Consider the following 24,086-nt stretch of genomic DNA (forward strand, 5'->3'; position numbering starts at 1 on the left):
CGCGATTGCTTCGTGCCTCGCAATGACGAGAGCTAAATCCCCTTCAACATTAATTCCCTCTTTTTAAAAAAAGATTCCGACTTTAGAAAAAACATTAACACACGCCTATGTCGCCCGGAGTATTATTATCATTCATTATCGGTTACTTTTTGGTATTGCTGATCATATCCTGGCTCACATCAAAAAAATCGGCAGATAACGATACTTTCTTCGTAGCCAACCGAAACTCCAAATGGTATTTGGTCGCCTTCGGGATGATCGGCACGGCGCTGAGCGGGGTTACTTTTATCTCCGTACCAGGCAAGGTTGGCACCGATCAGTTTGCTTACTTTCAATTTGTTTTAGGCAATGCAGCAGGTTTTGTCATTATTGCTACCGTATTACTCCCCTTATATTACCGGCTTAAACTAACATCCATTTACAGTTATATTGAAGGTGCCCTGGGTGTTTGGAGCTATAAAACAGCGGCAGCAATCTTTTTAGTGAGCCGGGTTATCGGCTCGGCATTCAGGTTATACCTCGTGGTTATTGTATTGCAGAAATTTATCTTCGATAGTTACCATATTCCATTTGCCGTTACAGTGCTCATTTGTTTGCTGCTTATCTGGTCGTACACCTTTAAAGGGGGATTGAAAACCATTATTATTACCGATAGTTTGCAAACGTTTTTCCTGGTGCTGTCCGTTTTCCTGTCGATATATTTTATTTGCCAGAGCCTGCACATGAACATTTTTGAAGCTGCCGAAACCATTAAAAACAGCAGCTACTCCAAAATATTTTTCTTTAACGATTTTATGAGCAGCAAGCTGCATTTAGGCAAGCAGTTTTTCGGTGCAATGTTTATCACCATCGGCATGACCGGGCTTGATCAGGACCTGATGCAGAAAAACCTCAGCCTTAAAAACATCAAGGAAGCACAAAAAAACATGTTCAGCTTTGTTGGTGTATTTGTGATCATCAATATCTTTTTCCTGAGCGTGGGTGCATTGCTTTATATGTATGCTGCTAAAAACGGCATTAATGTCACCAAAACCGACTACCTGTACCCTACCATCGCCCTGCAATATCTGGGCCTTGTACCGGCCATGGTGTTTATGCTGGGCCTAACAGCCGCTACCTTCGCCACTACCGATTCGGCGCTTACCGCGCTTACCACCTCCTTTTGTGTGGACTTTTTAGGTTTTAACAAGCGGGCCGATGTAAACAGCAAAAAAATGGTGGCCCTGCGGCATTGGGTGCACATTGCTTTTTCGGGGTTGATGTTTTTAACCATCATCATATTCAACGCCATAAATAACGATGCCGTGGTAAGCGCCATTTTCACCGTAGCATCTTATACTTACGGCCCATTGCTTGGTCTTTATTCGTTTGGCTTGTTTGTAAGCAACAGGCAGGTAATGGATAAACTGGTGCCTTTTATTTGCGTGCTCTCTCCTGCTATATGTTATTTTTTAAATGCCGGATCAAAATCAATTTTGGGCGGATATGTTTTTGGTAACGAACTCATCATTGTAAACGGGTTAATTACATTTATCGGGCTCCTGATCTTTTCAAGTCCGAAAGTCGGCGAAGTTCGTAAGTCGGAAAGCCCTCAAATTGGATAGGTAAAAAATTGATCTGCAAATCAACCGAAATCAATTTTCTTCGTACTTTGCATTAATTAATATAGAATAAAAAACTTCCGGACTTTCCGACATTTGGACTTTCGGACTAACAAAAAATCACTTCCGGACTTTCGGACATCCCGACTTCCGGACTAAACAAAGGCTATGACCGGAGAAGATAAAATAAGACAAGCGTTTGAGAACAAAAACTGGCAGGAAATTAAGGTTACCGACTCCTGGCAGATCTTTAAAATAATGGCCGAGTTTGTTGACGGCTTTGAAAAACTGGCTAAAATAGGCCCCTGTGTATCCATCTTTGGATCAGCACGTACGCATAACGATAACAAATATTATAAACTGGCCGAAGAAACAGCCCGCCTGCTTACCGAGCATGGTTACGGTGTAATATCAGGCGGCGGCCCCGGTATCATGGAAGCTGCCAACAAAGGCGCTTATGAAAACGGCGGTAAATCGGTAGGTCTGAACATCGAGCTGCCTTTTGAGCAGTTCCATAATAAATATATCGACAGGGATAAGATCATGGAGTTTGATTACTTCTTTATCCGCAAGGTTATGTTTATGAAGTACTCGCAGGGTTTTATCATTTTACCCGGCGGTTTTGGTACTATGGATGAATCGTTTGAGGCTATTACCCTCATCCAAACCGGTAAAATTGCCCGCTTCCCTATTATTTTTGTTGGGGTTGACTACTGGAAAGGCCTGTTTAGCTGGGTTGAAGATAAAATGCTGAACGATCAGCACAACATCAACCCCGACGACCTGAACCTGTACCGCGTAGTTGATACGCCCGAAGAAGCTGTTGAGCACATCACCCGTTTCTATAACAAATACGTACTTAAGCCAAACTTTTAACAGGCACACAAATAAAAAATGCCGCTCCATCAGGGCGGCATTTTTGTTTGATATGGTTTTAGGTTTGTAATTATTTCATGCTTTGTTTTGGTGCAGTAGCAGTTTCAACCGGCACAGGCTCTTTTGCAAGTTCTATCATGGTGCTTACCTCATCCAATATTTGATTGGTTTCGCCGCTTCCTACTTTTGTAAACCTGATGAAACCATTTTTGTCGATCACAAATTTGGTGGGTATACCGGATACTCCAAACTGCGATACCACTTTTGCCTGACGGCCATTTTCTGCTTTATCATCAAACAGCACATGAAAAGTATATTTATTATCGGCAATAAATTTCTTTACGGCATCAGCATAGTTATCCCCGTTTTCCCAGGTGTCGATAAATAAAAACTTTACATCCGGATCGTTTTTGTATTTATCTACAGCCAGCTGCATCCCCGGGAAGGATGCCTTACAGGGCCCGCACCAGGTTGCCCAAAAATCAACCACAACAACTTTACCCTTAAGGCTGGCCAGTGACACTATATTACCGTCAAAATCTTTTAACGCGAACGGAGTAGCTGGTGCGCTGCTCATATTTTTGATCATTTCGGCCCGTTTGGCTGCATTCGAAATTTCATTTAATATAGCTACATATTTATCATAACCCTCATCATTTCCTTTGCTACCAATGTATGCTTTTTTTAATTCGGTGGTGAGTAATGGGCTGCCTTTACCCGCCGTCATGGCGCGTTGAATAACCGCTTTTGATTGGGTATATTTTCCCAATGCATTTAAAATAAGTACGTAATGTTCATTTATTTCGCCGTAATCGCCGGTATTGTGGTCATATACCGGTTGCTGAACTTTTAATGCCTCATCGTATCTTTTTTCTTTATATAAAATAAATGCGTAAGTATCAGCATACATATCATAGCTGCCTTTTGCGGCGTTTACCGTTTCTTTAACTGTGGCAAATTCACGTGGTTGCGGATTGTTTATAGTTTCAGTTGTTATATCCAGGCTCTTTTTTGACAAAAACTCTGCTTCATTTAAATTGGTATCCTTTACAACATTATTCCAGGCAATATTGTTGTAAGTAGCAGCAAGCCCTGCCTTATCTTTAACAAGTGCTACGTATTTATCAAAAGCTGTATGATTACCTGCCTTTAAATACTCTACGGCAAGCTGTTTCCTCAAGGCATCGCCCCAATGATTTTCATCGTCATCGGGATTAGGAAACTTGCTGTTATAAATTTGATATAATGAATCTTTTTTTGCGAGATCGTTCTCTGCTTTCGCGGTAAAATAAAGGTTGCGCCTCATTCCTTCGCCGTTCGGAAATCTTTTAAAAATGACATCGTTTACCGAGTCAACAGCTGTTTTATTTCCTTGCCAGCTAAAAATATTCCTGGCCATGATCAGGTCTTTCTCATTATTACTGCTTAAAAATTCGGCCAGCTTGTTACGCATAAACTTTACCGATTCAGGGTCTTTCTTAGTATTTAGCACAGCATAATAACCAACCATGTTACGTTCCCTGTTCGGGTACAATTCCATTCCTTTTTTATATGAAGCAAGGCCCGCGTCTTCGTCTGTTTTAATTTTGGCGTAGTAATCCCCTATCGAAGTCCACAGTATGATACCTTTAGCTTCATAGGCGCCTGGAACAGGTTTTTTGTTTTTATATATCATATATAAATACCCTTTGCCATTGTTGTTATCAACGGAATCACCACTATACAGCTTTACAAAAAAAGCCTGTGCGGTAGCAGGTATTTCAAACTCTCCGGTTAACTGTTTACCCACCACTTTCAGATCAACATCTGCAGCGGGAGGTATTTTTTTATCGTTGAAATAGTACACAACAGCCCCGACATCTTTTTTTCCGGCTATTGGCGTACCTTCCGGATCATATTTAAACCTTATCTTTTCGGATACTTCAGGGTAGTTGTTTGAAAGAGAGAGGTGTTCACTTTGTGCAAAGGCACATTGCATAGCCAGCAAAGCCGGTACCAGCAGGATTGATTTGTGTGATTTCATAGGTTTAACTATTGGTTTAAATCAAGTTAGAGACAAATTATTTTAAATACAATTATTTTAACAATTATTAACCTTAATAATTTATTTTGCACCATGGACAATTCCGCCAAGAATAAACCCCAGGGAGCTTTAGGCTTTATCTTTGTTACTTTACTGATTGACGTAGTAGGTTTAGGGATCATTATACCCGTTTTACCTAAATTGATTGAAAAACTGATCCACGCTGGCTTGAGCGAGGCTTCGCTTTATGCGGGCTTTTTAACGCTGGCTTATTCGGTAATGCAGTTCCTGTTTTCGCCATTGATAGGCAACCTGAGCGATAAGTTTGGCCGCCGCCCGGTTTTACTTTGCTCCCTGTTAGGTTTCGGTGTCGATTATTTGTTCCTTGCTTTTGCGCCATCCATAGGCTGGCTGTTTTTAGGGCGGGCTATTGCCGGCATCACCGGCGCCAGCTTCACTACAGCATCAGCCTATATAGCTGATGTGAGCACTCCAGAAAAACGCGCCCAGAACTTTGGGATGATAGGCGTTGCTTTTGGTCTTGGTTTTATTATAGGCCCCGCAATCGGCGGTATACTGGGTAAAATGGATGTTCAGTATCCATTTTTTGCGGCGGCTGGCTTAGCCTTTTTGAACGCCATTTATGGTTTCTTTATCTTGCCCGAATCACTGGATGAAGCTCATCGCCGTCCGTTAGATTTGAAAAGGGCAAACCCGTTGGGTTCGTTGCTGCAATTAAAAAAATATCCGTCGGTCATGGGCTTGGCCCTTTCACTGTTCCTTGTGTATTTTGCCGGGCAGGCCGTGCAAAACGTTTGGACCTATTTCACTTTCGAAAAATTTAAATGGGGCGAGGATACCGTTGGTTATTCCCTTGCCTTTATAGGGCTGATGATAGCCCTTGTACAAGGCGGCCTGATGCGTATTATACTGCCCAAGCTGGGCATGGAGCGTTGTATTTGGGTTGGCCTGTTATTGTACAGCGCAGGACTCATTCTGTTTGCACTGGCAACACAAGGCTGGATGATGTTTGCTTTTATGGTGCCTTATGCCCTCGGCGGTATTGCAGGCCCGGCGTTGCAGGGTATCATGACAAACCAGGTACCTGCTAATGAACAAGGCGAATTACAGGGTGGGCTTACCAGTTTAATGAGCCTGAGTGCTATTTTTGGCCCATGGGTAATGACCACCTTGTTTTATTATTTCACCAACGATAAAAGGCCATTCTTTTTACCGGGAGCACCCTTTATTTTGGGCGCGATACTGATGCTGATAAGCGCCTTGCTTGCTATCCGTAATTTTAAAAACGTGAAGAAAACCTCGACAAAAGATGTTGATGCTATAGCAACATTGCATTGATCATTTATTTTTTGTATATTATAGATAATTAACGTGCTTATTTAAAGCAAATACAAATTATAATAATTAATACAATGTCTTACATTATGGTAGATATAGAAAGCGACGGCCCAATTCCGGGCGACTATTCTATGATCTCATTTGGGGCGGTGCTGGTACAGGACGGTCTCAACAAAACTTTTTACGGGCAGTTAAAGCCCATTTCCGAAAACTACATCCCTGAAGCGCTGGCGGTATCCGGCCATACTCGCGAGGAAACATTAAGTTTCGATGATCCTGCAAAGGTGATGAACGATTTTGCAGCCTGGTTAAAACAAATTTGCCGCGATAAACCTCATTTTATCAGCGATAACAACGGCTTCGACTGGATGTTCATTTGCTGGTATTTTCATCATTTCACAGGCGATAACCCTTTTGGTTTCAGCTCGCAAAACCTGGGCAGTTTGTATAAAGGGATGGTGAAAGATATGTTTCAGAACTTTAAACATTTGCGCCGTACTACTCATACCCATCACCCCGTTGAAGATGCCAAAGGGAATGCCGAAGCGCTGCTTACATTAAAAAAGGAACATGAACTGAAGATCAAGCTATAAAATATAACCTCTTAAAACTTTTGACCAGTTTAAACCTTTATCATTATTAATGAGCGACAAACCTAAAAAGAAGCATACCGCCGCCCTCGGCTTCATCTTTGTTACCCTTTTTATTGATGTGCTTGGTTTAGGGATCATTATACCCGTAATGCCTTCCCTGCTCGAAAAGCTGGGCAATATGGATGTGAGTACCGCTGCACAATACAATGGCTACTTAACGTTCACCTACGCCTCTATGCAGTTCCTGTTTTCATCGTTACTGGGCAACCTGAGCGACAGGTACGGCCGCAGGCCTATTTTGCTGGGCTCGCTCATTGGTTTTGGTATTGATTATATTTTCATGGCATTTGCCCCCAGCGTTGCATGGCTGTTTATTGGCCGGGCCATTGCAGGTTTTGCAGGGGCCAGCAATACCACGGCAACTGCCTATATTGCTGATATCAGTACCGGTAAAAACCGGGCGGCAAACTTCGGTTTGGTGGGTGCAGCATCAGGACTTGGTTTTATCATTGGTATAGGTACCGGGAGCTTTTTAGGTGCGCTGAATGTGCGGTTCCCGTTTATGCTGGCCGCAGGCCTGGCACTTCTGAATGCCGCTTACGGCTACTTTGTACTGCCCGAATCACTGAACATCAAAAACCGCAGGCGGTTTGAATGGAAGAAGGCCAATCCTATCAGTTCATTACGCAACCTGGCACGCTATCCCTCTTTAACCGGATTGATCGGTGCCTTTTCATTAGTTTATATTGCACAAAAATCCGTTGAGTATGTACTATCATTTTACGTTACCGAAAAATTTGACTGGGCACTAAAAAGCATAGGCTTTTTAGGCTTTTTCATCGGGATTGTACTGGTAGCCATCCAGGGCGGACTTATCAGGTATACCATCCCCAAATTTGGACAGGAGAAAAACATCGTTGCCGGATTATTATTTTATACCATTGGTTTAACGCTTATAGCTTTTGCTAACCAGGGCTGGATGATATACGTTTTTATGGTGCCTTATTGCCTTGGTGGTATTTCAGGGCCATCGTTACAGGGCATGATCACCAGTACGGTATCCCCCAAAGAGCAGGGCGAATTACAGGGTTCACTAACCAGTATCAGCAGTTTAGCGGTGATCATCGGGCCATTGTTGATGAGCTCGGTGTTTCATTTATTTACCCATCGCAATACTTCGGCCTATTTTCCGGGTGCGCCTTATATTTTAGGGGCTGTATTGATGCTGATAGCTGTTTTTTTGGCGATCAGAAGTTTTAAGAAAAGCAGGGTGGCAGATTCAAAGGTGGTAGAAGCAGAATTATGACCCTACTCGTTTGATTTGTTTATAATGGTTATTTTGGTTTTAACTTGGGGCACAAAATTGATATTAGCTTTCATCAGCTTCAGCATCTCTGCATGTTTCTCATCATAGCCGGTTGATATAGAACGGTTCATATCCTCTTCCATTTTCTTTATACTCCATTCATTTAGGCTAAATGGCGGTATATGCAATTCAGAAATGTGAGATAGCGAATTATCTTTGATAAACTTGTTCATCGATTCATTAAGCTCCTGCTCAAAGGCCAACATTTGCAGGGCATCCTGTTTTACATCCTCTATCATTACATCACAAATCATAACCGACCGGTATTGAATAAACCATTCACCACTTTCATCATCTCCGGCATCAAAAGTTAATGTATGCGTAAGCCTGTGCGAGCCATGTTCAGTCGGCTCCCAATAATTCCGACCGCTTTTGCCGCTACTTGAAATTTTTCTTGCCCCGTCAAAAAAATCAGGATTTACTGCATAAGATAATATACAACTGGTACGGCTAAGTATTTTCATAAGGAAATGCGTTTTTTACTTAAAACAAGTTTACAAAAAGCCCTCTAATCCAACCCACTCACCCCGCCAGATATTACAAACTTCATCACATCGGCAGCGCTTTTATCCATCGGCTTTACCTTATCAGCAGCAATAATGATCACCTGCCCGGCAAATGAATAGGAATACGGAAAATAGACAGCCACCTCGCCAGGCAAGCCGATCTTCGCCAGATCTTTCTGAACAAGGAAACCTATTTTTTTTAAACCGAACTCATTCACCTCAACCAGTACCGGTTCATTGAACTTTTTCTCTTCGCCTACAAAAGCTTCGGTAAGGTCTTTTATTGATGAATACAGGAACGCGAAGATGGGCAAACGCGCAAACCAGCGCCTGAACCATGCTTTGATAGGTTCGGTAATTACATTGGTAACCAGTACCCCCATGATCATGATAACCACAACCACGTTCAATATCCCCAAGCCCGGGATATACATGTGCTTGCCGGTTTTATCAGTCAAAAGGTCGCTCAGGTTAAGTGCCTTATCAATGCTGGCTACTGCCCAGTACATCAGGAAAATAGCAGCGCCTACCGGTACAACCACCAACATCCCTTTTATAAAATACCTGAATAATGCCCTCGCTAACCTGTTCATTTTGCCCCCTGATTTCTACTCGTAAAAGTACACTCTTTTTACCCTTTGCGAAATATTGGTTAATATTTCATAGGGGATAGTACCAATCTGCTTTGCCAGTTCTTCAATGCGCTGGCGCTCGTCAAAGATGATCACCTCGTCGCCTTCCCGCACATCAAGGCCGCTCACATCAAGCATACACATATCCATGGTAATGTTGCCTACTGTAGGCACCAATGTTCCTTTAACCAGCATTTTGCCAACACCTTTGCCAAAAGCACGCAGGTAACCATCGGCATAGCCGATCCGGATGGTGGCTATTTTACCATCCTTTAGCAGGCTGCCGCTGCGGCCATAACTGATGGTATCCCCCGCCCCTATCTTTTTAACCTGGGCAACACTTGTTTTTAAGCTGGCAATGGGCTGTAAACCGGCATCTGAAGCAGGCACCGACGAATCGATCCCATACAGGCCTATCCCCAATCGTACCATATCATAATGTGCAGAAGGCCAGCGGATAATACCGGCCGTGTTACAAATATGCTTGATCACCTTGTAGCCCAATGTGCGCTCTATCTCTTTAAAAGCCTTTTCAAAACGCTTGATCTGTTTTTTGGTAAACTCGTCATGTTCAGGTGCTTCGCTTGCCGCAAGGTGCGAAAATACCGACTGCACCCGCACGTAACGGTTTGCCTCCAGCATATCGCACAGGGTTTCTATCTCGTAGTTTTCAAAACCAAGGCGGTGCATGCCTGTATCAATTTTAAGGTGCACCGGGTAACCGGCAATCCCCTGCGCCAAAGCATAGCCCACAAAATCATCCAGCAGACCAAAACTATAAATTACCGGCTCAAGCTTATATTCGGTAAGCTTGTCAAATGCAGAGGCTTCGGGATTAAGCACTTTGATGGGCAAAATGATCCCTGCCTGGCGTAATGCTACCCCCTCATCAATATAAGCAACCGCCAGGTAATCAACCTTGTTGTATTGCAGCATGTTGGCCACCTCAAACGTGCCGCTGCCATAACTAAATGCCTTAACCATGGCCATTACTTTTACGCCTGGTTTAAGTTTTGATTTATAAAAATTGAGGTTGTTCAATAAGGAGTTCAGGTTGATCTCCATCACTGTTTCGTGTGCTTTTTGGGCCAACGCACGACTCACCTGTTCAAACTCAAAACTGCGGGAACCTTTGATCAGGATGGTTTCATCTTTAAAACTGAGTGCCTTTAACTGCTGTAGCAGCGTGTTGGTATCGGCGTAAAAATGCTGCTCGGCTACGTCAAAATATTGCTGGTGGGCAAGCAGGGCTTCCCCAACGCCAACAAACTTATCAATCTTTTTGGCCCGGATCAGCTCGGCAACCTGCTTGTATAACACATCCTGCTGCAAGCCCGATTGGTAAATATCCGACAGGATCAGCGTCTTTTTTTGATGCTGATTTTGTTGCGATAAAAAGTTAAGCGCTATTTCAAGCGATTGCAAATCGGAGTTGTATGAATCATCAATAACAGAGCAATTGTTTACCCCGTTTTTTAACTCTAACCGCATACTTACCGGCGCAAGGTGTTCAATCCGTTTATCAGCCTCTACAGCGCTGTAACCCAAAGCCAGCATGGTTGCCCAGCAGGTAATGGCATTTTCTACCGAAGCCTGATCGGTGAAAGGAATGAGGCATTCTATCTCCTTGGCCTGATAGCGGGCCCGGAAGTAATAATTTTTGGAGATCACCGTCTCGCTGAAAACATACAGATCGGCCTCACGAAATTTGCGGCTCCAGGTAAAAGTTTCTTTAGCTGTTATGTCTTTTTCATAGCCTATCAGCTGGTCATAATTATGGATCAGCAACCTGCTGTTTTTGAACAGCCCAAGCTTTTCCAGCAACTTTTGCCTTGGCGATTCAAATCCCTCATCATGCGCGGGACCAATATGGGTAAGCACCCCTATTTCGGGCTTGATGATGGCCTCCAGTTTATCCATCTCATTTACGGTGGAGATACCTGCTTCAAAAATACCAAGGTCGTTCCGGTCGTTGATTTGCCACACGGAAAGCGGCACACCAATTTGCGAATTGTAACTTTTAGGGTTACGGACAATATTTTTATCGGCCGAAAGCAGTTGGTAAAGCCACTCTTTAACTATTGTTTTACCATTACTACCCGTTATACCTATTACCTGCAGCTTAAAACGGTTACGGTGATAGGCAGCCAGTGTTTGCAAAGCAGCCAGCGGATCGGGCACTATCAAGAAATTGGCACCGGGCAAATTAAACTCGGGGCCATGCTCCACCACAAAATTACGCACACCGCCTGCATAAGCTTCGGCAACAAACTCGTGGCCGTTGCGCCTACCGCTCAGGGCAAAAAACAAGCCCTGGGCAGGGTTATTGATCCGGCGGCTATCGGTAAAAAGCGCACTGATGGTATATTCTTCAACGATATTACCATCTGCCTTAATGATTTTCTTTATTGCGGTTATAGTGTACATGTTAGTGGGCATGCTGCTAATTTGGAGATATTAAAACAAATAGAATAATTTTTAACGAATTTTGGTTTTTAAATGGATCAGCCCAAATCAATTAAAATTACCGACGAGAAAGTTGCCCTTGCCAAATCCGAACATTTTTGCGCTTACCAGGAGCGTGCCCAGCAGGAAGTACGAGACAAACTTTACGAATGGGGATTATGGCCGGATGCGGTTGAACACACCATCAGCCAGTTGATTGAAGGCAATTTCCTTAACGAGGAACGTTTTGCAAAGCTCTATGCTAAAAGCAAATTTAACCAGAAAGCATGGGGCCGCATTAAAATAAAACAAGGCCTTAAACTTAAACGGGTACCCGATGCGTTGATCAAAAAGGCCCTCCTGACAATCGATTCGGACGATTATTTGGCCGCATTAACCCATCTGCTGCAAAAAAAAGCAGCTATCCTAACCGAAAAGAACCTGCTTAAGCGCCGGTATAAACTGCAGCAGTACGCTATGGGCCGCGGATTTGAAGCCGAGTTGATATCTGATATTTTGAAAAACAGCGAGTTATAAACTATTTTCAAAAAAGTTAAAATTTTCCTTGCAGAGTATACATTTCTGCCTATATTTGCACTCCCGCAAACGAGATAAGCAACCGGTTAACGAAAGCCTATTCAAAGCGAGGAAAATACCAATGCGAAAGTAGCTCAGTTGGTAGAGCACGACCTTGCCAAGGTCGGGGTCGCGAGTTCGAATCTCGTCTTTCGCTCAAAGCCCTTCCTGATAAAAAGAAGGGTTTTATTTTTAAAACTGCCATCCCGATCAAATCGGGACAAGCGCTGCTCAGATGGTGGAACTGGTAGACACGCAGGACTTAAAATCCTGTTCCCGTAAACGGAGTGCGGGTTCGATTCCCGCTCTGAGTACTGAGACAGTTAACAAAACTGTCAAAATCCTGTAAATCAATGATTTACAGGATTTTTTATTTTCATACTAATCGGCAAAACCACCCCAAAACAGCAAAATTTTGCATAATCACAGTGAGTAATTCGTGTAGTTAAACAACTGTTTGAATTTACTCACTGAAAACCGCGTAACAAACTGTTATACTGACCGATCTCTCTAAAATAGCGGCGTACTTTTAAGCGCCAGCTTGACCGGGCGGAAAGCCAGTTCTTATGCCCGGTCATGATCTCCACTCTGGGGTTGGAATGGCAAGGACGGAACGATGGCTGTTCTGTGGGCTTATCAAATTTCAGCAACAAGTTTGGATCGTCAACCGGACTTTCCTCCCCGTCGAGATCGAAGATCGAGCGATGTTCATCGGCAACATATTTCGCCCGATGTTCTCTTAAGTAGCCCATCATTGCGGGAAGTGTCATCCGGTCAGAAAGATAGTCCAGGTCAAAAATATCTTTCTGTGTAGCACGGTTATATCCCGCCATTAATTTTAGTCTGGCCAGATCAGTTTCCTGCATGAGCAGCATATCGTCAACAGTTTCGCCCTCCATGTGCGTTTGCATGTTTTGCAGGATTTCGACCTTGACAGAAAGATCACCCTTACGAATAAAGAAGCGTAATAAAATAAACTGGTCATCTATCTCGCATGGATAGTCAAACCCATATACATTTCCATCAAATTGAGCCTTAACTTCCTTTTTATTTGCTCGAATCCTTCTCTACCGATGATTTCAGGGAAGAAAAGATCGATGTCAACGGACTGGCGATGGTCATAACGAATCGCGAGGTTTATACCACCGCCAAGCAGCGCAGATTTTAAAGATGGCAGTTTTTGAAGCTCTTTAATTGCTTCAATAAGTTCCGGCGATACGGCACTTATCTGGTAAAGCGGGAAATGGCTTTACGTTTGTAGCGCCGGGAAACCAATTTGCAAACTTTATCAGGAATGAACGTACTTCCCAGTAATGATAATTAATACAGGCATTGAATCTGCCCTACGCCGACCGCGTAGCTTTCTCAATATTATCCCACATTTCATCCGGTATCATTTCAAGCCCGCTGAACTGACCGGCACCCTGTAGCCACTCCCCACCATCGATAGTAATTACTTCTCCATTGATATATCCTGAAAAATCAGATACTAAAAAGGCGGCCAGGTTTGCCAGTTCCTGGTGTTCTCCCACCCGTTTAAGTGGAACCCTGTTTTTGAAATCAAACTTCTGGGCCATGTCTCCCGGCAATAACCTTTCCCAGGCTCCTTTTGTAGGAAACGGCCCCGGGGCAATGGCGTTGGCACGGATACCATGCCTGCCCCATTCAACTGCTAAAGACCTTGTCATGGCCAGTACACCACCCTTAGCACAAGCCGACGGCACAACATAAGCCGAACCTGTAAAGGCATAAGTGGTAATAATATTCAATATAGTACCGGGCATTTTCTCCCTGATCCAATATTTACCCAAGGCCAGCGAACAATTGGCCGAACCTTTTAAAACGATATCAATAATAGCTGAAAATGCATTTGCTGATAAACGCTCGGTAGGCGAAATAAAATTCCCTGCTGCGTTATTCAACAGTGCGTCAACCTGTCCAAACTCTTCAATGGCTTGTTGCAACATCTTTTCAACTTCATCATATTTCCGCACGTCGCAGGCAATTGGCAATACCTTTCCCTCGGTTTCTGCTTTCATTTCGGCAGCCGTTTGTTGCAATACATCCAGCTTACGGCTGGTAATTACCAAGTTAGCGCCTAACTGCAAAAAGTAAGTCCCCATTGCTTTGCCCAAACCTGTTCCGCCGCCGGTAACAATGATGGTTTTACCTTTCAAAGCATCATCTCTTAACATTCCACCGGCAGTTGCGGCGTTTGGATTTACGGAACTATTTGGAGTTGTCGGATCAGTCATCATCGGTTAATTTACAGGGGTATTTTTTGATTTTAGATTTTGGATCATCATTTGCAGGCCTTGCCGGGTTTCAGGCGCCCACCATTGCTTCAGCATTTTGTTCAGGGTATCAGTTTGGTCGGCCTTTAGTTTGCCTGTCAGTTCCTTACGCAGGTTTAGTTTACTCTCGGTCCAGGTAACGGGGTTTAGTTTCATGTAAGCTGTTACCTTTTCTATGGCTGCGTTCATTAATTTATCCGGCGCGGTAATTTCATCGATCAGTCCGGCTTCCAGCGCTTCATCCACTTTAAGGAGCTTTCCCTCCATTAAATATTGATAAGCCTTACGCTGACCAAGCCAAAATGCATATAAATTAAAAACACTATCAGGAACGATAATACCAACCGGGACCTCATTTAACCCGATGATAAATGCACCCTCTGCCATTATCCGGTAATCGCAACAAATAGCTAATATGCAGCCACCGGCAGGACTGTGACCGCTTATGGCAGCTACCAGTGGTTTCCTAAAAGTTGCCAGGGTGTTTTGCAGGGCTAAAAAATCTATCCAAAATTGGCGGCTTTGCTCTTCGTTATAATCATAAGCCTCAATCAGGTCGATCCCTGATGAGAAGAAGCCTTCCTTTCCGGTTAAAATAACCCCGCCTACGCTATCATCATTCTCCAGTGTTTTTATACAAGCGTCCAGTTCTTTAACCATTTCATGATTGATGGCATTTGAACGGCCGCGGTCGAGCGAGATTGTAACCAGTCTGCCCTGTATTGTTGTTTGAAATGTATTCATCCGGTTAATCAGTTTACAAGAGTAGGATCCTCGCTCACTTCGCAGGGATACATTTTATCTATTGCGGCTTTATATTTTTCAGTGATCACCTTCCGTTTCATTTTCCCGGTTGGTGTAAGCTCACCGCTATCTATCGACCATTCGTCAGGAAGCAGGGTAATTTTCTTCACCTGTTCAACATGGTTAAATTCGGGGTTATAGGTATTGATAATTGATTGATACAGCTCGATCACCCGGGCGTCTTTAACTAATTCATTGTTAGATGAAAAAGAGACGTCATTTTGCTTACACCAGGGCTTTAAATGAGTGTAAGATGGTACGATCAATGCCGCAACAAATTTCTTTTCTGACCCGACAACCATCATCTGCTCAATAAAATAATTCTCCTTCATCTTATTTTCGATGGGCAGCGGGGCCACATATTTACCGCCCGAGGTTTTGAAGATCTCCTTTTTACGATCGGTAATTTTCAGGAACGAATCTTTATCCAGCTCACCTATATCCCCGGTGTGGAACCATCCGTCTTCCAGCACCTCTGCCGTAAGCTCAGGATTTTTATAATAGCCCAGCATAACATTAGGCCCCTTGCAGAGGATCTCGCCATCGGGCGCAATTTTAACCTGCACACCGCTCAGCAGGCGGCCTACGGTGCCAAATTTCCTGTCGCTTTTCTGATAACAGTTAACAGCAATTACCGGCGAGGTTTCGGTGAGCCCATAACCTTCCATAATAACAATATTGGCGGCGGTAAAAATCTTTTCCAGCTTAATGGGGCAGGCTGAGCTTCCAACTACGATAGCCCCTATATTTCCACCTATGGCATCGCGCCATTTGCTGTAAACTAATTTATCAGCAATGGCCAGTTTAATTTTATACCACAGACTGGTATTATTAATTTCATACGCTTCGGCCACTTTTACCGACCAGAAAAAGATTTTCCTTTTAATACCGGTTAGCTTCTGCCCCTGCACCATAATTTTCTCAAACACTTTTTCGAGCAAACGGGGCACAGCGGTAAACAGGGAAGGCTTTACCTCCTTCATATTCGCCCCTATGGTATCCATACTCTCGGCATAGTAAATAGAAAAGCCGTAGTAGAGATAAACGTATGTACACATCTTTTCAAAAATGTGGTTCATGGGCAAAAAGCTCAAAACACGTTTTTCCTTGAGAGGGATCCGGTTAAGGATCTCGCCGGATGCCATCGCATTGCTCATGATGTTTTTATGCGTAAGCATTACGCCTTTAGGCCGGCCGGTAGTACCCGAAGTATAAATGATGGTTGCCACATCGTCTTCGGTGATCTGATCAGTTATTTGCTGTATTTTTTGCAAATCGCCTTCCTTTAAAGATTTGAGCAATGTTAACCAATGATTACATCCGCCGATACTGTCAAAAGTAAAAATGGCTTTTAATGAGGGGATATTTAAATGTACCTCTTTAACCTTATCGCATAAGTCCTTAGTACTTACAAATACGTATTTAACTTCGGCTTCATTTAAGATCTGCTCAATTTCTTTAGTACCAGTATTGGGATATAGCGGCACCAGTATGGCGCCTGTTTGCTGTACTGCCAGATCGGTTATTACCCATTCGGGCCTGCCGTTACTTATCAGCCCTATTTTATCGCGACCTTCGGTAGTGCCATCACCACCCGAAACTCCCAGGTCCAACAAGGCCGCGGATAGCTGGTTGATCATCCTATGCACCTCTTCGGTGCTGTATGATCTCCAGGAACCATTCTCCTTTGCATTCAAAAAGTCTGCCCTGGGCGCTTTGGCCTGGGTAACCATGCAATCAAACAATCTTGTCGCTTTTTCCATGTTTGCAGCAATTATTTAGATAATGGTAATTTCCTATAACAGTTCAAATACACCTGCCGCGCCTTGCCCTGTGCCCACGCACATGGTAACCATGCCATACTTTTTTTCCCGCCGCTTCAATTCGTTAAAAAGCTGAACGGAAAGTTTAGCCCCGGTGCAGCCAAGCGGATGACCAAGCGATATCGCGCCACCATTTACATTTACAATGTCGGGGTTAAGCTCCAGCCCCTTTATTATTGCCAGGGATTGTGAAGCAAAAGCTTCATTCAATTCTATCAGCTCAATATCCTGCTGCTTCATCCCGGCCATTTTTAACACTTTGGGAATGGCTACCAGCGGACCAATCCCCATAATCCGGGGCGGCACGCCTGCAACTGCATAATTAACCAGCCGGGCAATGGGCTTAAGGTTGTTCTCTTTCAGAAAGCGTTCACTAACCACCATTACAAAGGCTGCTCCATCGCTGGTTTGCGACGAGTTGCCGGCGGTCACCACGCCCTTTGCATCAAATACAGGTTTAAGCTTGGCCAATGCGTCGATTGAGGTATCGCTGCGCGGACCTTCATCGGTATCTACCTTAAATTCCCTCTTCTTTTTCTTACCGCTCTCATCTACATAGGTCTCCACAATGTTTACCGGTGCTATCTCATCTTTAAACTTACCCTCCTTAATGGCGCTGATGGCTTTTTGGTGAGAGTTATAGGCAAACTGGTCCTGCTCTTCGCGGCTGATATGATATTCCCTGGCAACGGCTTCGGCAGTGAGGCCCATACCCCAGTAATAATCAGGGTGCGCGAGGGCAATATCGGCATTAGGAACAATGCGCCAGCCCCCCATCGGGATCAGGCTCATGCTTTCCACACCGCCTGCAATAATACAATCGGCAATGCCGCTGTGTATTTTTGCTGATGCGATGGCAATTGTTTCCAGACCTGACGAACAATAGCGGTTTACCGTCATGCCGGGAACCTTATCGGTATCAAGCGCCATTAACGAAATGAGCCGGGCTACATTCAATCCCTGCTCGGCTTCGGGTGTAGCATTGCCTACTATCACATCGTCTATCTGCTCCTTATCAACGTTAGGCACCGATGCCAGCAGATGCCTGATAACATCGGCTGCAAGCGTATCCGGGCGGGTAAACCTGAACCCGCCCCGGGTAGCTTTTCCAACAGCGCTGCGGCTGGCTGCCACTATATATGCGTTCATTTTATTGAGATTTTATACTTATTAAAATTAGTTCCTTAACACTTTTCCGCCGGTTAAAATAGACTGGATCCGCTCAAGCGTTTTCTTTTCGGTGCAAAGCGAAACAAAAGCTTCACGCTCCAGCCCCAGCAAATATTCTTCGCTCACCATTGAAGGCTGGGACAGATCGCCCCCTGAAAGCACATAAGCCAGTTTCTGTGAGATCTTCACGTCATGCTCGCTGATGTAATTACCGCTGTACATGGTATTGGCACCCACGTAGCCTAAACCAAGGGCCTGCTTGCCCAACACCCTGATATCACCGCGCGGAATAGGCTGTATGTACCCTTCGTTTGCCATCTGCAGGCATTGTTGCTTTGCTTCGGCAAGCAGCCTGTCGCGCGATACCACGACTACATCCCTACCCTTTTTTAGATAACCAAACTCAAAAGCCTCATATGCCGATGTGGATACTTTGGCCTGACCAATGGTTAAAAAGCGGTCGCGGAAATTATTGAGTTCAACATCGCCATCCTGGAGTTCGTCTGACAGCCGGAGGGCAAATTCCTTTGTTCCTCCGCCGCCCGGTATCAAACCAACACCAAACTCAACCAGCCCCATATACAGTTCGGCATGCGCTACAACCTTATCGGCATGCAGGCACATTTCGCAGCCGCCGCCCAAAGCCATTTGATGAGGTGCTATTACTACAGGAATGGAGGAATAGCGGATCCGCATCATGGTATTCTGGAAAGCCTTTATTACCATGTTCAACTCGTCAAACTCCTGCTCAACAGCCATCATGAATATCATACCTACATTGGCCCCGGCACTGAAATTGGCCCCTTCGTTTGATATAACCAGTCCCCGGTAGCTTGTTTCGGCAAGAGTGATGGCTTTATTAATACCTTCAATTACCTCTCCGCCTATCGTATTCATTTTAGTATGAAATTCAAGGTTCAGGACGCCATCGCCAATATCGGTAATGGTAGTACCGCTGTTTTTCCAAACAGTATTTGTTTCGCGGAGATTATTGAGCAAAATAAGCCCTTCCGTACCCGGAATTATCTTGTAGCTTTTCGACGGGATATCATAGTACAGTCGTTTACCATCCTCTACTTTATAGAAGCTTTTGGCACCCGCCGCAAGCATATCGTAAACCCATTGAGCCGGTTTGTTTCCCGCAGCTTCCATAGCTTTTACCGTATCTTCAACACCAAGCGCATCCCATTTTTCAAAAGGGCCCAGTTCCCAGCCAAAACCGGCATTGGTGGCAGCATCTATTTTATAAAGCTCGTCGGCTATTTCGGGGATGCGGTTACTGGCATAGGCAAATAACTGGTAAAAGGTACTGCGGTAAAAATCACCGGCTTTGTCTTTTGCGGCAACCAGGATCCTGAGCCTTTCTTTCAGGTTATCAACCGCTTTTGTGGTTTCAAGCGAGGCGAATTTTACCTTTTGAGATGGCTTGTACTCAAGCGTTTTAAGGTCAAGCGCGTAAAACTGGTTTGCACCGTCACCTTTTTCTTTTTTGTAGAATCCCTGACCGGTTTTACTGCCCAGCCAGTTATTTTTCACCATTCCATCCACAAATGCGGGGATCCTGAATAATTCCCTCGCCTCATCATCTGGTGCGTTTTTGTAAAGACCATTGGCAACATGCACCATGGTATCCAAACCCACCACATCATTGGTACGGAACGTGGCCGATTTAGGGTGACCTATCACCGGCCCGGTCAACTTATCAACCTCTTCAACGGTCATACCTGTTTGTTCCACGTAATGTAACACGCTCATGATGCTGAAAACCCCGATGCGGTTACCGATAAATGCCGGGGTATCTTTGGCCAACACCGTGGTTTTCCCAAGGTATTTTGCGCCATACTCCATCAAAAAGTCAACCACACTTGCCAGCGTATCTTTTGTGGGGATGATCTCCAGTAGTTTTAAATACCGCGGCGGGTTAAAGAAGTGGCTTCCGCAAAAATGTTTTTTAAAATCATCGCTCCTGCCTTCGGCCATTAAATGGATCGGGATGCCGGATGTGTTTGAGGTGATCAGCGTTCCGGGCTTCCGGTACTTTTCTACTGTTTCAAATACCTGCTGTTTAATATCCAACCGCTCAACCACTACTTCTATCACCCAATCGCAATCAGCAATTTTGGGCATATCATCCTCGAAATTGCCGGTTGTGATACGTTTTGCGAATGATTTGAGGTAGATGGGCGAAGGGTTTGATTTTAAAGCAAAGTCAAGCGCATCGTTCACAATTTTGTTCCGCGCTTTCTTATCTCCGGGTGGGGTATCCTTAGGTACAATATCAAGCAACAGTACCTGTACGCCGACATTTGCAAAATGACAGGCTATCCGACTGCCCATTACTCCCGACCCCAATACTGCAACCTTTTTTATAATTCGTTTAGCATCCATTAGTATCTGCGTGTTTTATTAATTCTTTAATTTATTCGGCCCGCGACCAAGTAGTTGTACGCCCGAAAAGTGAAATGCCGATGTATCCGCGGATATCCAGGGTTTCACCCTTGTAGGTCATTTTGCAGGAGTACGTTTTACCGTTATTAGGATCATAAATTGTTCCGCCGGTATATTTGTTATCGCCGTCTTTTACAAAATCGGCCAATACAGGTAAACCCAGCCTCGGCCTTGAGCGCAGTTTTTCATCGCTATTCATTTCATCAACCTTAGGCTTCCCGTTTTTTAAGGGTTCCTTAAGCCATACCACCTTGCCGTAAAACTTGCCGTTGCTTTCTTTAGTGATCTGGATTTTGGCACTTTTTACATCATTGTACCATAAGCCTTCTATTTTATCGGTTTGCGCTTTCGCGTTAATGCTTACAGCTACAACCGTTAGCAGGATTAATGCAAAACGGACGAAATGTTTCTTTGATACTGACATTGCCTGAGGTTTATTTTTATAAATAAGAACAGCTCTTTTTTAAAGCAGGTACATGCTTTTCAGATTTTACCAAATAGTAAGATCCTGCATCAGAAGCTTTCTAAAAAAAGAGACAGGTAGAATTATAAAATGGTTTAATAATTTAGTCCCGGCATAATTACCGGGCGGTTTATAATAACAAATATCTATTTCTGCAGCGCTTTATAAAGGTCTAAACGGCGGAAACATTTGTCAATATTTCGGAATTAAAGCTAACTGGTTTTATTTGATAATTGCGTTACAAGCCGGATATATTGCTGCATGGCATCATCGGCGGTAATACCCTTTTGTTTTAACCATGCATCATACTTTGCTTTAGCCACAAAATCAAACATACCCGGAGGGTTTTCTGTATCGATATCGCCTTCCGTTGCCTGTTTATATAAACTGTACAGGTGTAATAATGTTTCATTATCAGGCTTTGAAGGTAATTCTTTACTCTCTTTAACTGCTTTTTCAAAAGCATCTTCCAGATCGGTCATAGATAAATTATTTAAAAGCTAAAAGCAGAAGGCGTAAAGCCCAAAGCTTATAAACTGATATTCAATACCATTTAATCATTTCAGGCTGGATTGGCCTCTTCCATATAATCGCTGCTCCGGGGCGCCTTCATAAACATCTCGCTTAGTACCGCCGGCAATATGGCGAGTTTACGCTTCTCCATATCAATCCATGAGCCTTCAGCATTTATGATTGCAGCTTTAACACCATCGCCCCGGTACAGCTCATGCCTGATTGCCCAGCGCGAACCATCAGGCCGCGATTTAATAAGCTCGCAGGTTACCCTGATCTGCTCGTTGATCCCTATCTCCCGCAGGTAGATCAGCTCTTCCCTGAATAATACAGGCCCTATTTTGTATTCATAAAGTGTTGGCAGTTTTAAACCCAGGCTTTCCAGCATAATTATGCGCGCCTGAGCTGCAAAATCAGCATAAGCAGAATGCCTCATGTGTTGGTTCGAGTCTATCTGCGACCACAGCACCTGTCCTTCATAAAAAAACTCCATAGCCCTGATTATTTTATTGATGATGTTCTTTGAACTTTTTCACAGCCGCAGTTAGTCGGGGCAAAATCTCCAGCGCATCACCGACCACGCCATAATTGGCTGCTTTAAAAAATGGGGCCTCCGGGTCTTTATTGATCACTACGATAGTTTTTGAACCGTTCACCCCTGCCAGGTGTTGTATGGCTCCTGATATCCCAACCGCTATGTACAAATTAGGGCGAACGGTGCCGCCTGTTTGGCCCACATGTTCATGATGCGGCCGCCAGTGCGAATCGGCCACCGGGCGTGAGCAGGCTGTGGCTGCACCCAGCTCTTTTGCCAGGTCCTCCAGGATGCCCCAGTTTTCGGGGCCTTTTAAACCACGACCGCCCGAAACAACCAGTTCGGCGTCAGCAAGCGGCACCTCGCCAATCACTTTGTTCACCGATTTAACTTTTACGCCAAAATCCTTTTCGCTAAAGCTTATATCCAATTGCTCAACAATTGCCTTACCCTCCAGCTTTTTCACCGGGAATGTATTAGGCATCAGCATAATTACCTTTACCTCACTTAAAATATTTACATACGCAAATGCTTTACCCGAAAACACAGCTTTTTTGATCACAAATCCTTTTTCCGTATCAGGGTATGAGAGCGCACCGGCTACAAGTCCTGCCTGTAACTTTACAGCCACCCTCGGCGCAACCGCCCTGCCCTTAAGATCATGAAGGGTTACAATTACTTTACTGTTGTTCTTTTGTGCTGCCGCTATCAGTGCGCCGGCATATGCCCTTGAATGCAGCTCATCCAAATGGCTATCGGCAACGTGCAGTACTTTTTGCGCACCATATTGACCAAGGCCTTCCATTTCGGCAACGGCAACACTGCCCAAAGCAATGGCAGTTACTGTAGTACCCATTTTTTCAGCTATCTGCGCGGCATATTGCACTGCTTCAAAGCTTTGCTTTTTTATAGTTCCCCCGGTATGTTCTACTAATACAATTACAGACATTTTTTATTTTTTTAGTTGAGATGCTCCGGTACGTACACCATGGATGTTCGGAAGATGCAGATCAGTTGTAAATGTTGGTTTAAAAAGCTATGTCATTGCGAGGAGGAACGACGAAGCAATCTCGTAGCTATACAGAGCGGACATGCATTGGCTACGAGATTGCCGCGCTACGCTCGCAATGACATATTTTTTAGAGATAATTTCATCTTCCAGACATCTGTGGTGCGCACACCGGGCAATAAATATGATTATTAAATAACTTTAGCTTCCGTATGTAACAGCTCCACCAGTTCATCCAGATTGTCCGGGCTTACCAGTTTGATACCAGCCTTAGCGGGCGGCAATTCATAGGCAATTATTTCGGTTACTGCCGTTACTTTTGAAGGCGTGATAACTTTTAACGGACGGGTACGGGCGGCCATTATGCCGCGCATATTGGGGATGCGCGCTTCAGCAACACCTTTTTGACAGGAAATAACTACTGGCAAATTACAAACGTCCGTTTCTTCCCCACCTTCAATTTCACGTGTTACTACAACAGTATCAGCCTCTACCTGGATGCCGGTTGCAAAGCTGATGTAATTGATACCCAGCAATTCGGCCAGCATAGCACTTGTAGTACCGTTATTATAATCGATAGATTCTTTACCGCATAAGATAAGGTCATAGCCTATTCCGGCAGCATATTCGGCTATATAATGAGCGGTTTCATAAGGGTCATTACTATCGGCATCAAGGCGGATAGCTTCATCGCCACCCAACGCCAATGCTTTCCTGATCACAGGCTCAACATCGGCTTTGCCCACGGTTACCAGGTGAACATCGGTGGCTATACCGCTTTCTTTTAATTCGATAGCTTTGATCAACGCGTACCATTCATCGTACGGATTGATCACGTAAGTAACACCATCACTGCTAACTGAGGTATTATTATTTTTCAATACAATTTTGGTGCTCGTGTCCGGCACCTGGCTTATACACACTAATATTCTCATTATCAATTTTTTGTTTTTAGGTTGATATTATTTAGGGAAATGAAAACTTTCGCAAGTTCAAGCGAAGGGCGCTTAATAATGCAGGGTGGACACATCTTGTCAATGAAAATCAATC

22 protein-coding genes and 2 tRNA genes are annotated in these 24,086 nt (G+C 44.2%); 8 read left to right on the forward strand and 16 right to left on the reverse strand.

Annotated elements, in window-relative coordinates:
* Positions 1 to 107: 107 nt before the first annotated feature.
* Positions 108 to 1,604 (forward strand): sodium:solute symporter, encoded by a 1,497-nt coding sequence (locus tag ACFFGT_RS05645; protein WP_377021535.1) that lies wholly within the window; start codon positions 108 to 110, stop codon positions 1,602 to 1,604.
* Positions 1,605 to 1,769: 165 nt separating this feature from the next.
* Entirely contained in the window at positions 1,770 to 2,477 is a 708-nt protein-coding gene (locus ACFFGT_RS05650) for an LOG family protein (protein ID WP_377021536.1), read from the forward strand.
* A gap of 70 nt (positions 2,478 to 2,547) precedes the next feature.
* On the opposite strand, the gene ACFFGT_RS05655 is transcribed toward ACFFGT_RS05650, so the two are convergent.
* Complete coding sequence (locus tag ACFFGT_RS05655) at positions 2,548 to 4,500, reverse strand: redoxin domain-containing protein (RefSeq protein ID WP_377021537.1); 1,953 nt, start codon at positions 4,498 to 4,500, stop codon at positions 2,548 to 2,550.
* A 93-nt stretch (positions 4,501 to 4,593) separates the two neighbouring features.
* Here ACFFGT_RS05655 and ACFFGT_RS05660 point away from each other — a divergent pair, with 93 nt between their 5' ends.
* From ACFFGT_RS05660 to ACFFGT_RS05670, 3 genes are all read left to right on the forward strand, one after another.
* A complete protein-coding gene (locus tag ACFFGT_RS05660) occupies positions 4,594 to 5,859 on the forward strand; it encodes a TCR/Tet family MFS transporter (RefSeq protein ID WP_377021538.1) in 1,266 nt (421 codons plus the stop codon).
* Positions 5,860 to 5,933: 74 nt separating this feature from the next.
* On the forward strand, positions 5,934 to 6,452 hold the full coding sequence (locus ACFFGT_RS05665; RefSeq protein WP_377021539.1) for a 3'-5' exoribonuclease domain-containing protein: 519 nt from the start codon (positions 5,934 to 5,936) through the stop codon (positions 6,450 to 6,452).
* A gap of 49 nt (positions 6,453 to 6,501) precedes the next feature.
* Positions 6,502 to 7,758, forward strand: coding sequence for a TCR/Tet family MFS transporter (locus ACFFGT_RS05670; protein WP_377021540.1), 1,257 nt, complete (start codon positions 6,502 to 6,504; stop codon positions 7,756 to 7,758).
* Positions 7,759 to 7,760: 2 nt separating this feature from the next.
* On the opposite strand, the gene ACFFGT_RS05675 is transcribed toward ACFFGT_RS05670, so the two are convergent.
* The 3 genes from ACFFGT_RS05675 to ACFFGT_RS05685 are packed head-to-tail and all read right to left on the reverse strand — an operon-like array spanning position 7,761 to position 11,395.
* Positions 7,761 to 8,282 carry a hypothetical protein gene (locus ACFFGT_RS05675; protein WP_377021541.1) on the reverse strand — a complete coding sequence of 174 codons (522 nt, stop codon included), beginning with the start codon at positions 8,280 to 8,282 and terminating at the stop codon, positions 7,761 to 7,763.
* A 44-nt stretch (positions 8,283 to 8,326) separates the two neighbouring features.
* Complete coding sequence (locus ACFFGT_RS05680) at positions 8,327 to 8,917, reverse strand: DUF502 domain-containing protein (RefSeq protein WP_377021542.1); 591 nt, start codon at positions 8,915 to 8,917, stop codon at positions 8,327 to 8,329.
* Positions 8,918 to 8,932: 15 nt separating this feature from the next.
* Positions 8,933 to 11,395: a bifunctional UDP-N-acetylmuramoyl-tripeptide:D-alanyl-D-alanine ligase/alanine racemase gene (locus tag ACFFGT_RS05685; protein WP_377021543.1), complete on the reverse strand. Its 2,463-nt coding sequence runs from the start codon at positions 11,393 to 11,395 to the stop codon at positions 8,933 to 8,935.
* 60 nt (positions 11,396 to 11,455) lie between these two features.
* On the opposite strand from ACFFGT_RS05685, the gene ACFFGT_RS05690 reads away from it, so the two are divergent.
* The 3 genes from ACFFGT_RS05690 (at position 11,456) to ACFFGT_RS05700 (ending at position 12,291) form a co-directional block, all read left to right on the forward strand.
* Positions 11,456 to 11,938 carry a regulatory protein RecX gene (locus ACFFGT_RS05690; RefSeq protein ID WP_377021544.1) on the forward strand — a complete coding sequence of 161 codons (483 nt, stop codon included), beginning with the start codon at positions 11,456 to 11,458 and terminating at the stop codon, positions 11,936 to 11,938.
* Between the two features lie 123 nt (positions 11,939 to 12,061).
* Positions 12,062 to 12,134 (forward strand) — tRNA-Gly (locus ACFFGT_RS05695).
* Positions 12,135 to 12,206: 72 nt separating this feature from the next.
* Positions 12,207 to 12,291, forward strand: a tRNA-Leu gene (locus tag ACFFGT_RS05700).
* 153 nt (positions 12,292 to 12,444) lie between these two features.
* Here the strand turns inward: ACFFGT_RS05700 and ACFFGT_RS05705 are convergent.
* The 12 genes from ACFFGT_RS05705 to ACFFGT_RS05760 form a co-directional block, all read right to left on the reverse strand.
* Positions 12,445 to 12,888 (reverse strand): hypothetical protein, encoded by a 444-nt coding sequence (locus tag ACFFGT_RS05705; RefSeq protein ID WP_377021545.1) that lies wholly within the window; start codon positions 12,886 to 12,888, stop codon positions 12,445 to 12,447.
* 74 nt (positions 12,889 to 12,962) lie between these two features.
* Positions 12,963 to 13,205 (reverse strand): nucleotidyl transferase AbiEii/AbiGii toxin family protein, encoded by a 243-nt coding sequence (locus ACFFGT_RS05710; RefSeq protein WP_377021661.1) that lies wholly within the window; start codon positions 13,203 to 13,205, stop codon positions 12,963 to 12,965.
* A gap of 115 nt (positions 13,206 to 13,320) precedes the next feature.
* Positions 13,321 to 14,232 carry an SDR family oxidoreductase gene (locus tag ACFFGT_RS05715; protein ID WP_377021662.1) on the reverse strand — a complete coding sequence of 304 codons (912 nt, stop codon included), beginning with the start codon at positions 14,230 to 14,232 and terminating at the stop codon, positions 13,321 to 13,323.
* Between the two features lie 6 nt (positions 14,233 to 14,238).
* Positions 14,239 to 15,015, reverse strand: a complete 777-nt coding sequence (locus tag ACFFGT_RS05720; protein ID WP_377021546.1) for an enoyl-CoA hydratase/isomerase family protein — start codon at positions 15,013 to 15,015, stop codon at positions 14,239 to 14,241.
* A gap of 8 nt (positions 15,016 to 15,023) precedes the next feature.
* Complete coding sequence (locus ACFFGT_RS05725; protein WP_377021547.1) at positions 15,024 to 16,838, reverse strand: AMP-dependent synthetase/ligase; 1,815 nt, start codon at positions 16,836 to 16,838, stop codon at positions 15,024 to 15,026.
* A gap of 33 nt (positions 16,839 to 16,871) precedes the next feature.
* Positions 16,872 to 18,047 carry an acetyl-CoA C-acyltransferase gene (locus tag ACFFGT_RS05730; RefSeq protein WP_091214681.1) on the reverse strand — a complete coding sequence of 392 codons (1,176 nt, stop codon included), beginning with the start codon at positions 18,045 to 18,047 and terminating at the stop codon, positions 16,872 to 16,874.
* 27 nt (positions 18,048 to 18,074) lie between these two features.
* Positions 18,075 to 20,456, reverse strand: coding sequence for a 3-hydroxyacyl-CoA dehydrogenase/enoyl-CoA hydratase family protein (locus ACFFGT_RS05735; RefSeq protein ID WP_377021548.1), 2,382 nt, complete (start codon positions 20,454 to 20,456; stop codon positions 18,075 to 18,077).
* 31 nt (positions 20,457 to 20,487) lie between these two features.
* Complete coding sequence (locus ACFFGT_RS05740; RefSeq protein WP_377021549.1) at positions 20,488 to 20,940, reverse strand: DUF2147 domain-containing protein; 453 nt, start codon at positions 20,938 to 20,940, stop codon at positions 20,488 to 20,490.
* 251 nt (positions 20,941 to 21,191) lie between these two features.
* Positions 21,192 to 21,461 carry an acyl-CoA-binding protein gene (locus ACFFGT_RS05745; protein WP_377021550.1) on the reverse strand — a complete coding sequence of 90 codons (270 nt, stop codon included), beginning with the start codon at positions 21,459 to 21,461 and terminating at the stop codon, positions 21,192 to 21,194.
* 80 nt (positions 21,462 to 21,541) lie between these two features.
* Entirely contained in the window at positions 21,542 to 21,985 is a 444-nt protein-coding gene (locus tag ACFFGT_RS05750; RefSeq protein ID WP_377021551.1) for an acyl-CoA thioesterase, read from the reverse strand.
* Between the two features lie 13 nt (positions 21,986 to 21,998).
* Positions 21,999 to 22,976 carry an electron transfer flavoprotein subunit alpha/FixB family protein gene (locus ACFFGT_RS05755; protein ID WP_377021552.1) on the reverse strand — a complete coding sequence of 326 codons (978 nt, stop codon included), beginning with the start codon at positions 22,974 to 22,976 and terminating at the stop codon, positions 21,999 to 22,001.
* A 251-nt stretch (positions 22,977 to 23,227) separates the two neighbouring features.
* Complete coding sequence (locus ACFFGT_RS05760) at positions 23,228 to 23,971, reverse strand: electron transfer flavoprotein subunit beta/FixA family protein (protein ID WP_377021553.1); 744 nt, start codon at positions 23,969 to 23,971, stop codon at positions 23,228 to 23,230.
* Positions 23,972 to 24,086 lie beyond the last annotated feature (115 nt).

The organism is Mucilaginibacter angelicae (assembly GCF_042434235.1).
In the GTDB taxonomy this organism is placed as follows: domain Bacteria; phylum Bacteroidota; class Bacteroidia; order Sphingobacteriales; family Sphingobacteriaceae; genus Mucilaginibacter; species Mucilaginibacter angelicae.

Excerpts from the sequence above, each read along its gene's own strand:
- ACFFGT_RS05645 (WP_377021535.1), top strand. The coding sequence starts at position 108 with ATGTCGCCCGGAGTATTATTATCATTCATTATCGGTTACTTTTTGGTA.
- ACFFGT_RS05650 (WP_377021536.1), top strand. The coding sequence starts at position 1,770 with ATGACCGGAGAAGATAAAATAAGACAAGCGTTTGAGAACAAAAACTGG.
- ACFFGT_RS05655 (WP_377021537.1), bottom strand. The coding sequence starts at position 4,500 with ATGAAATCACACAAATCAATCCTGCTGGTACCGGCTTTGCTGGCTATG.
- ACFFGT_RS05660 (WP_377021538.1), top strand. The coding sequence starts at position 4,594 with ATGGACAATTCCGCCAAGAATAAACCCCAGGGAGCTTTAGGCTTTATC.
- ACFFGT_RS05665 (WP_377021539.1), top strand. The coding sequence starts at position 5,934 with ATGTCTTACATTATGGTAGATATAGAAAGCGACGGCCCAATTCCGGGC.
- ACFFGT_RS05670 (WP_377021540.1), top strand. The coding sequence starts at position 6,502 with ATGAGCGACAAACCTAAAAAGAAGCATACCGCCGCCCTCGGCTTCATC.
- ACFFGT_RS05675 (WP_377021541.1), bottom strand. The coding sequence starts at position 8,282 with ATGAAAATACTTAGCCGTACCAGTTGTATATTATCTTATGCAGTAAAT.
- ACFFGT_RS05680 (WP_377021542.1), bottom strand. The coding sequence starts at position 8,917 with ATGAACAGGTTAGCGAGGGCATTATTCAGGTATTTTATAAAAGGGATG.
- ACFFGT_RS05685 (WP_377021543.1), bottom strand. The coding sequence starts at position 11,395 with ATGCCCACTAACATGTACACTATAACCGCAATAAAGAAAATCATTAAG.
- ACFFGT_RS05690 (WP_377021544.1), top strand. The coding sequence starts at position 11,456 with ATGGATCAGCCCAAATCAATTAAAATTACCGACGAGAAAGTTGCCCTT.
- ACFFGT_RS05705 (WP_377021545.1), bottom strand. The coding sequence starts at position 12,888 with ATGCAAACGCACATGGAGGGCGAAACTGTTGACGATATGCTGCTCATG.
- ACFFGT_RS05715 (WP_377021662.1), bottom strand. The coding sequence starts at position 14,232 with ATGACTGATCCGACAACTCCAAATAGTTCCGTAAATCCAAACGCCGCA.
- ACFFGT_RS05720 (WP_377021546.1), bottom strand. The coding sequence starts at position 15,015 with ATGAATACATTTCAAACAACAATACAGGGCAGACTGGTTACAATCTCG.
- ACFFGT_RS05725 (WP_377021547.1), bottom strand. The coding sequence starts at position 16,838 with ATGGAAAAAGCGACAAGATTGTTTGATTGCATGGTTACCCAGGCCAAA.
- ACFFGT_RS05730 (WP_091214681.1), bottom strand. The coding sequence starts at position 18,047 with ATGAACGCATATATAGTGGCAGCCAGCCGCAGCGCTGTTGGAAAAGCT.
- ACFFGT_RS05735 (WP_377021548.1), bottom strand. The coding sequence starts at position 20,456 with ATGGATGCTAAACGAATTATAAAAAAGGTTGCAGTATTGGGGTCGGGA.
- ACFFGT_RS05740 (WP_377021549.1), bottom strand. The coding sequence starts at position 20,940 with ATGTCAGTATCAAAGAAACATTTCGTCCGTTTTGCATTAATCCTGCTA.
- ACFFGT_RS05745 (WP_377021550.1), bottom strand. The coding sequence starts at position 21,461 with ATGACCGATCTGGAAGATGCTTTTGAAAAAGCAGTTAAAGAGAGTAAA.
- ACFFGT_RS05750 (WP_377021551.1), bottom strand. The coding sequence starts at position 21,985 with ATGGAGTTTTTTTATGAAGGACAGGTGCTGTGGTCGCAGATAGACTCG.
- ACFFGT_RS05755 (WP_377021552.1), bottom strand. The coding sequence starts at position 22,976 with ATGTCTGTAATTGTATTAGTAGAACATACCGGGGGAACTATAAAAAAG.
- ACFFGT_RS05760 (WP_377021553.1), bottom strand. The coding sequence starts at position 23,971 with ATGAGAATATTAGTGTGTATAAGCCAGGTGCCGGACACGAGCACCAAA.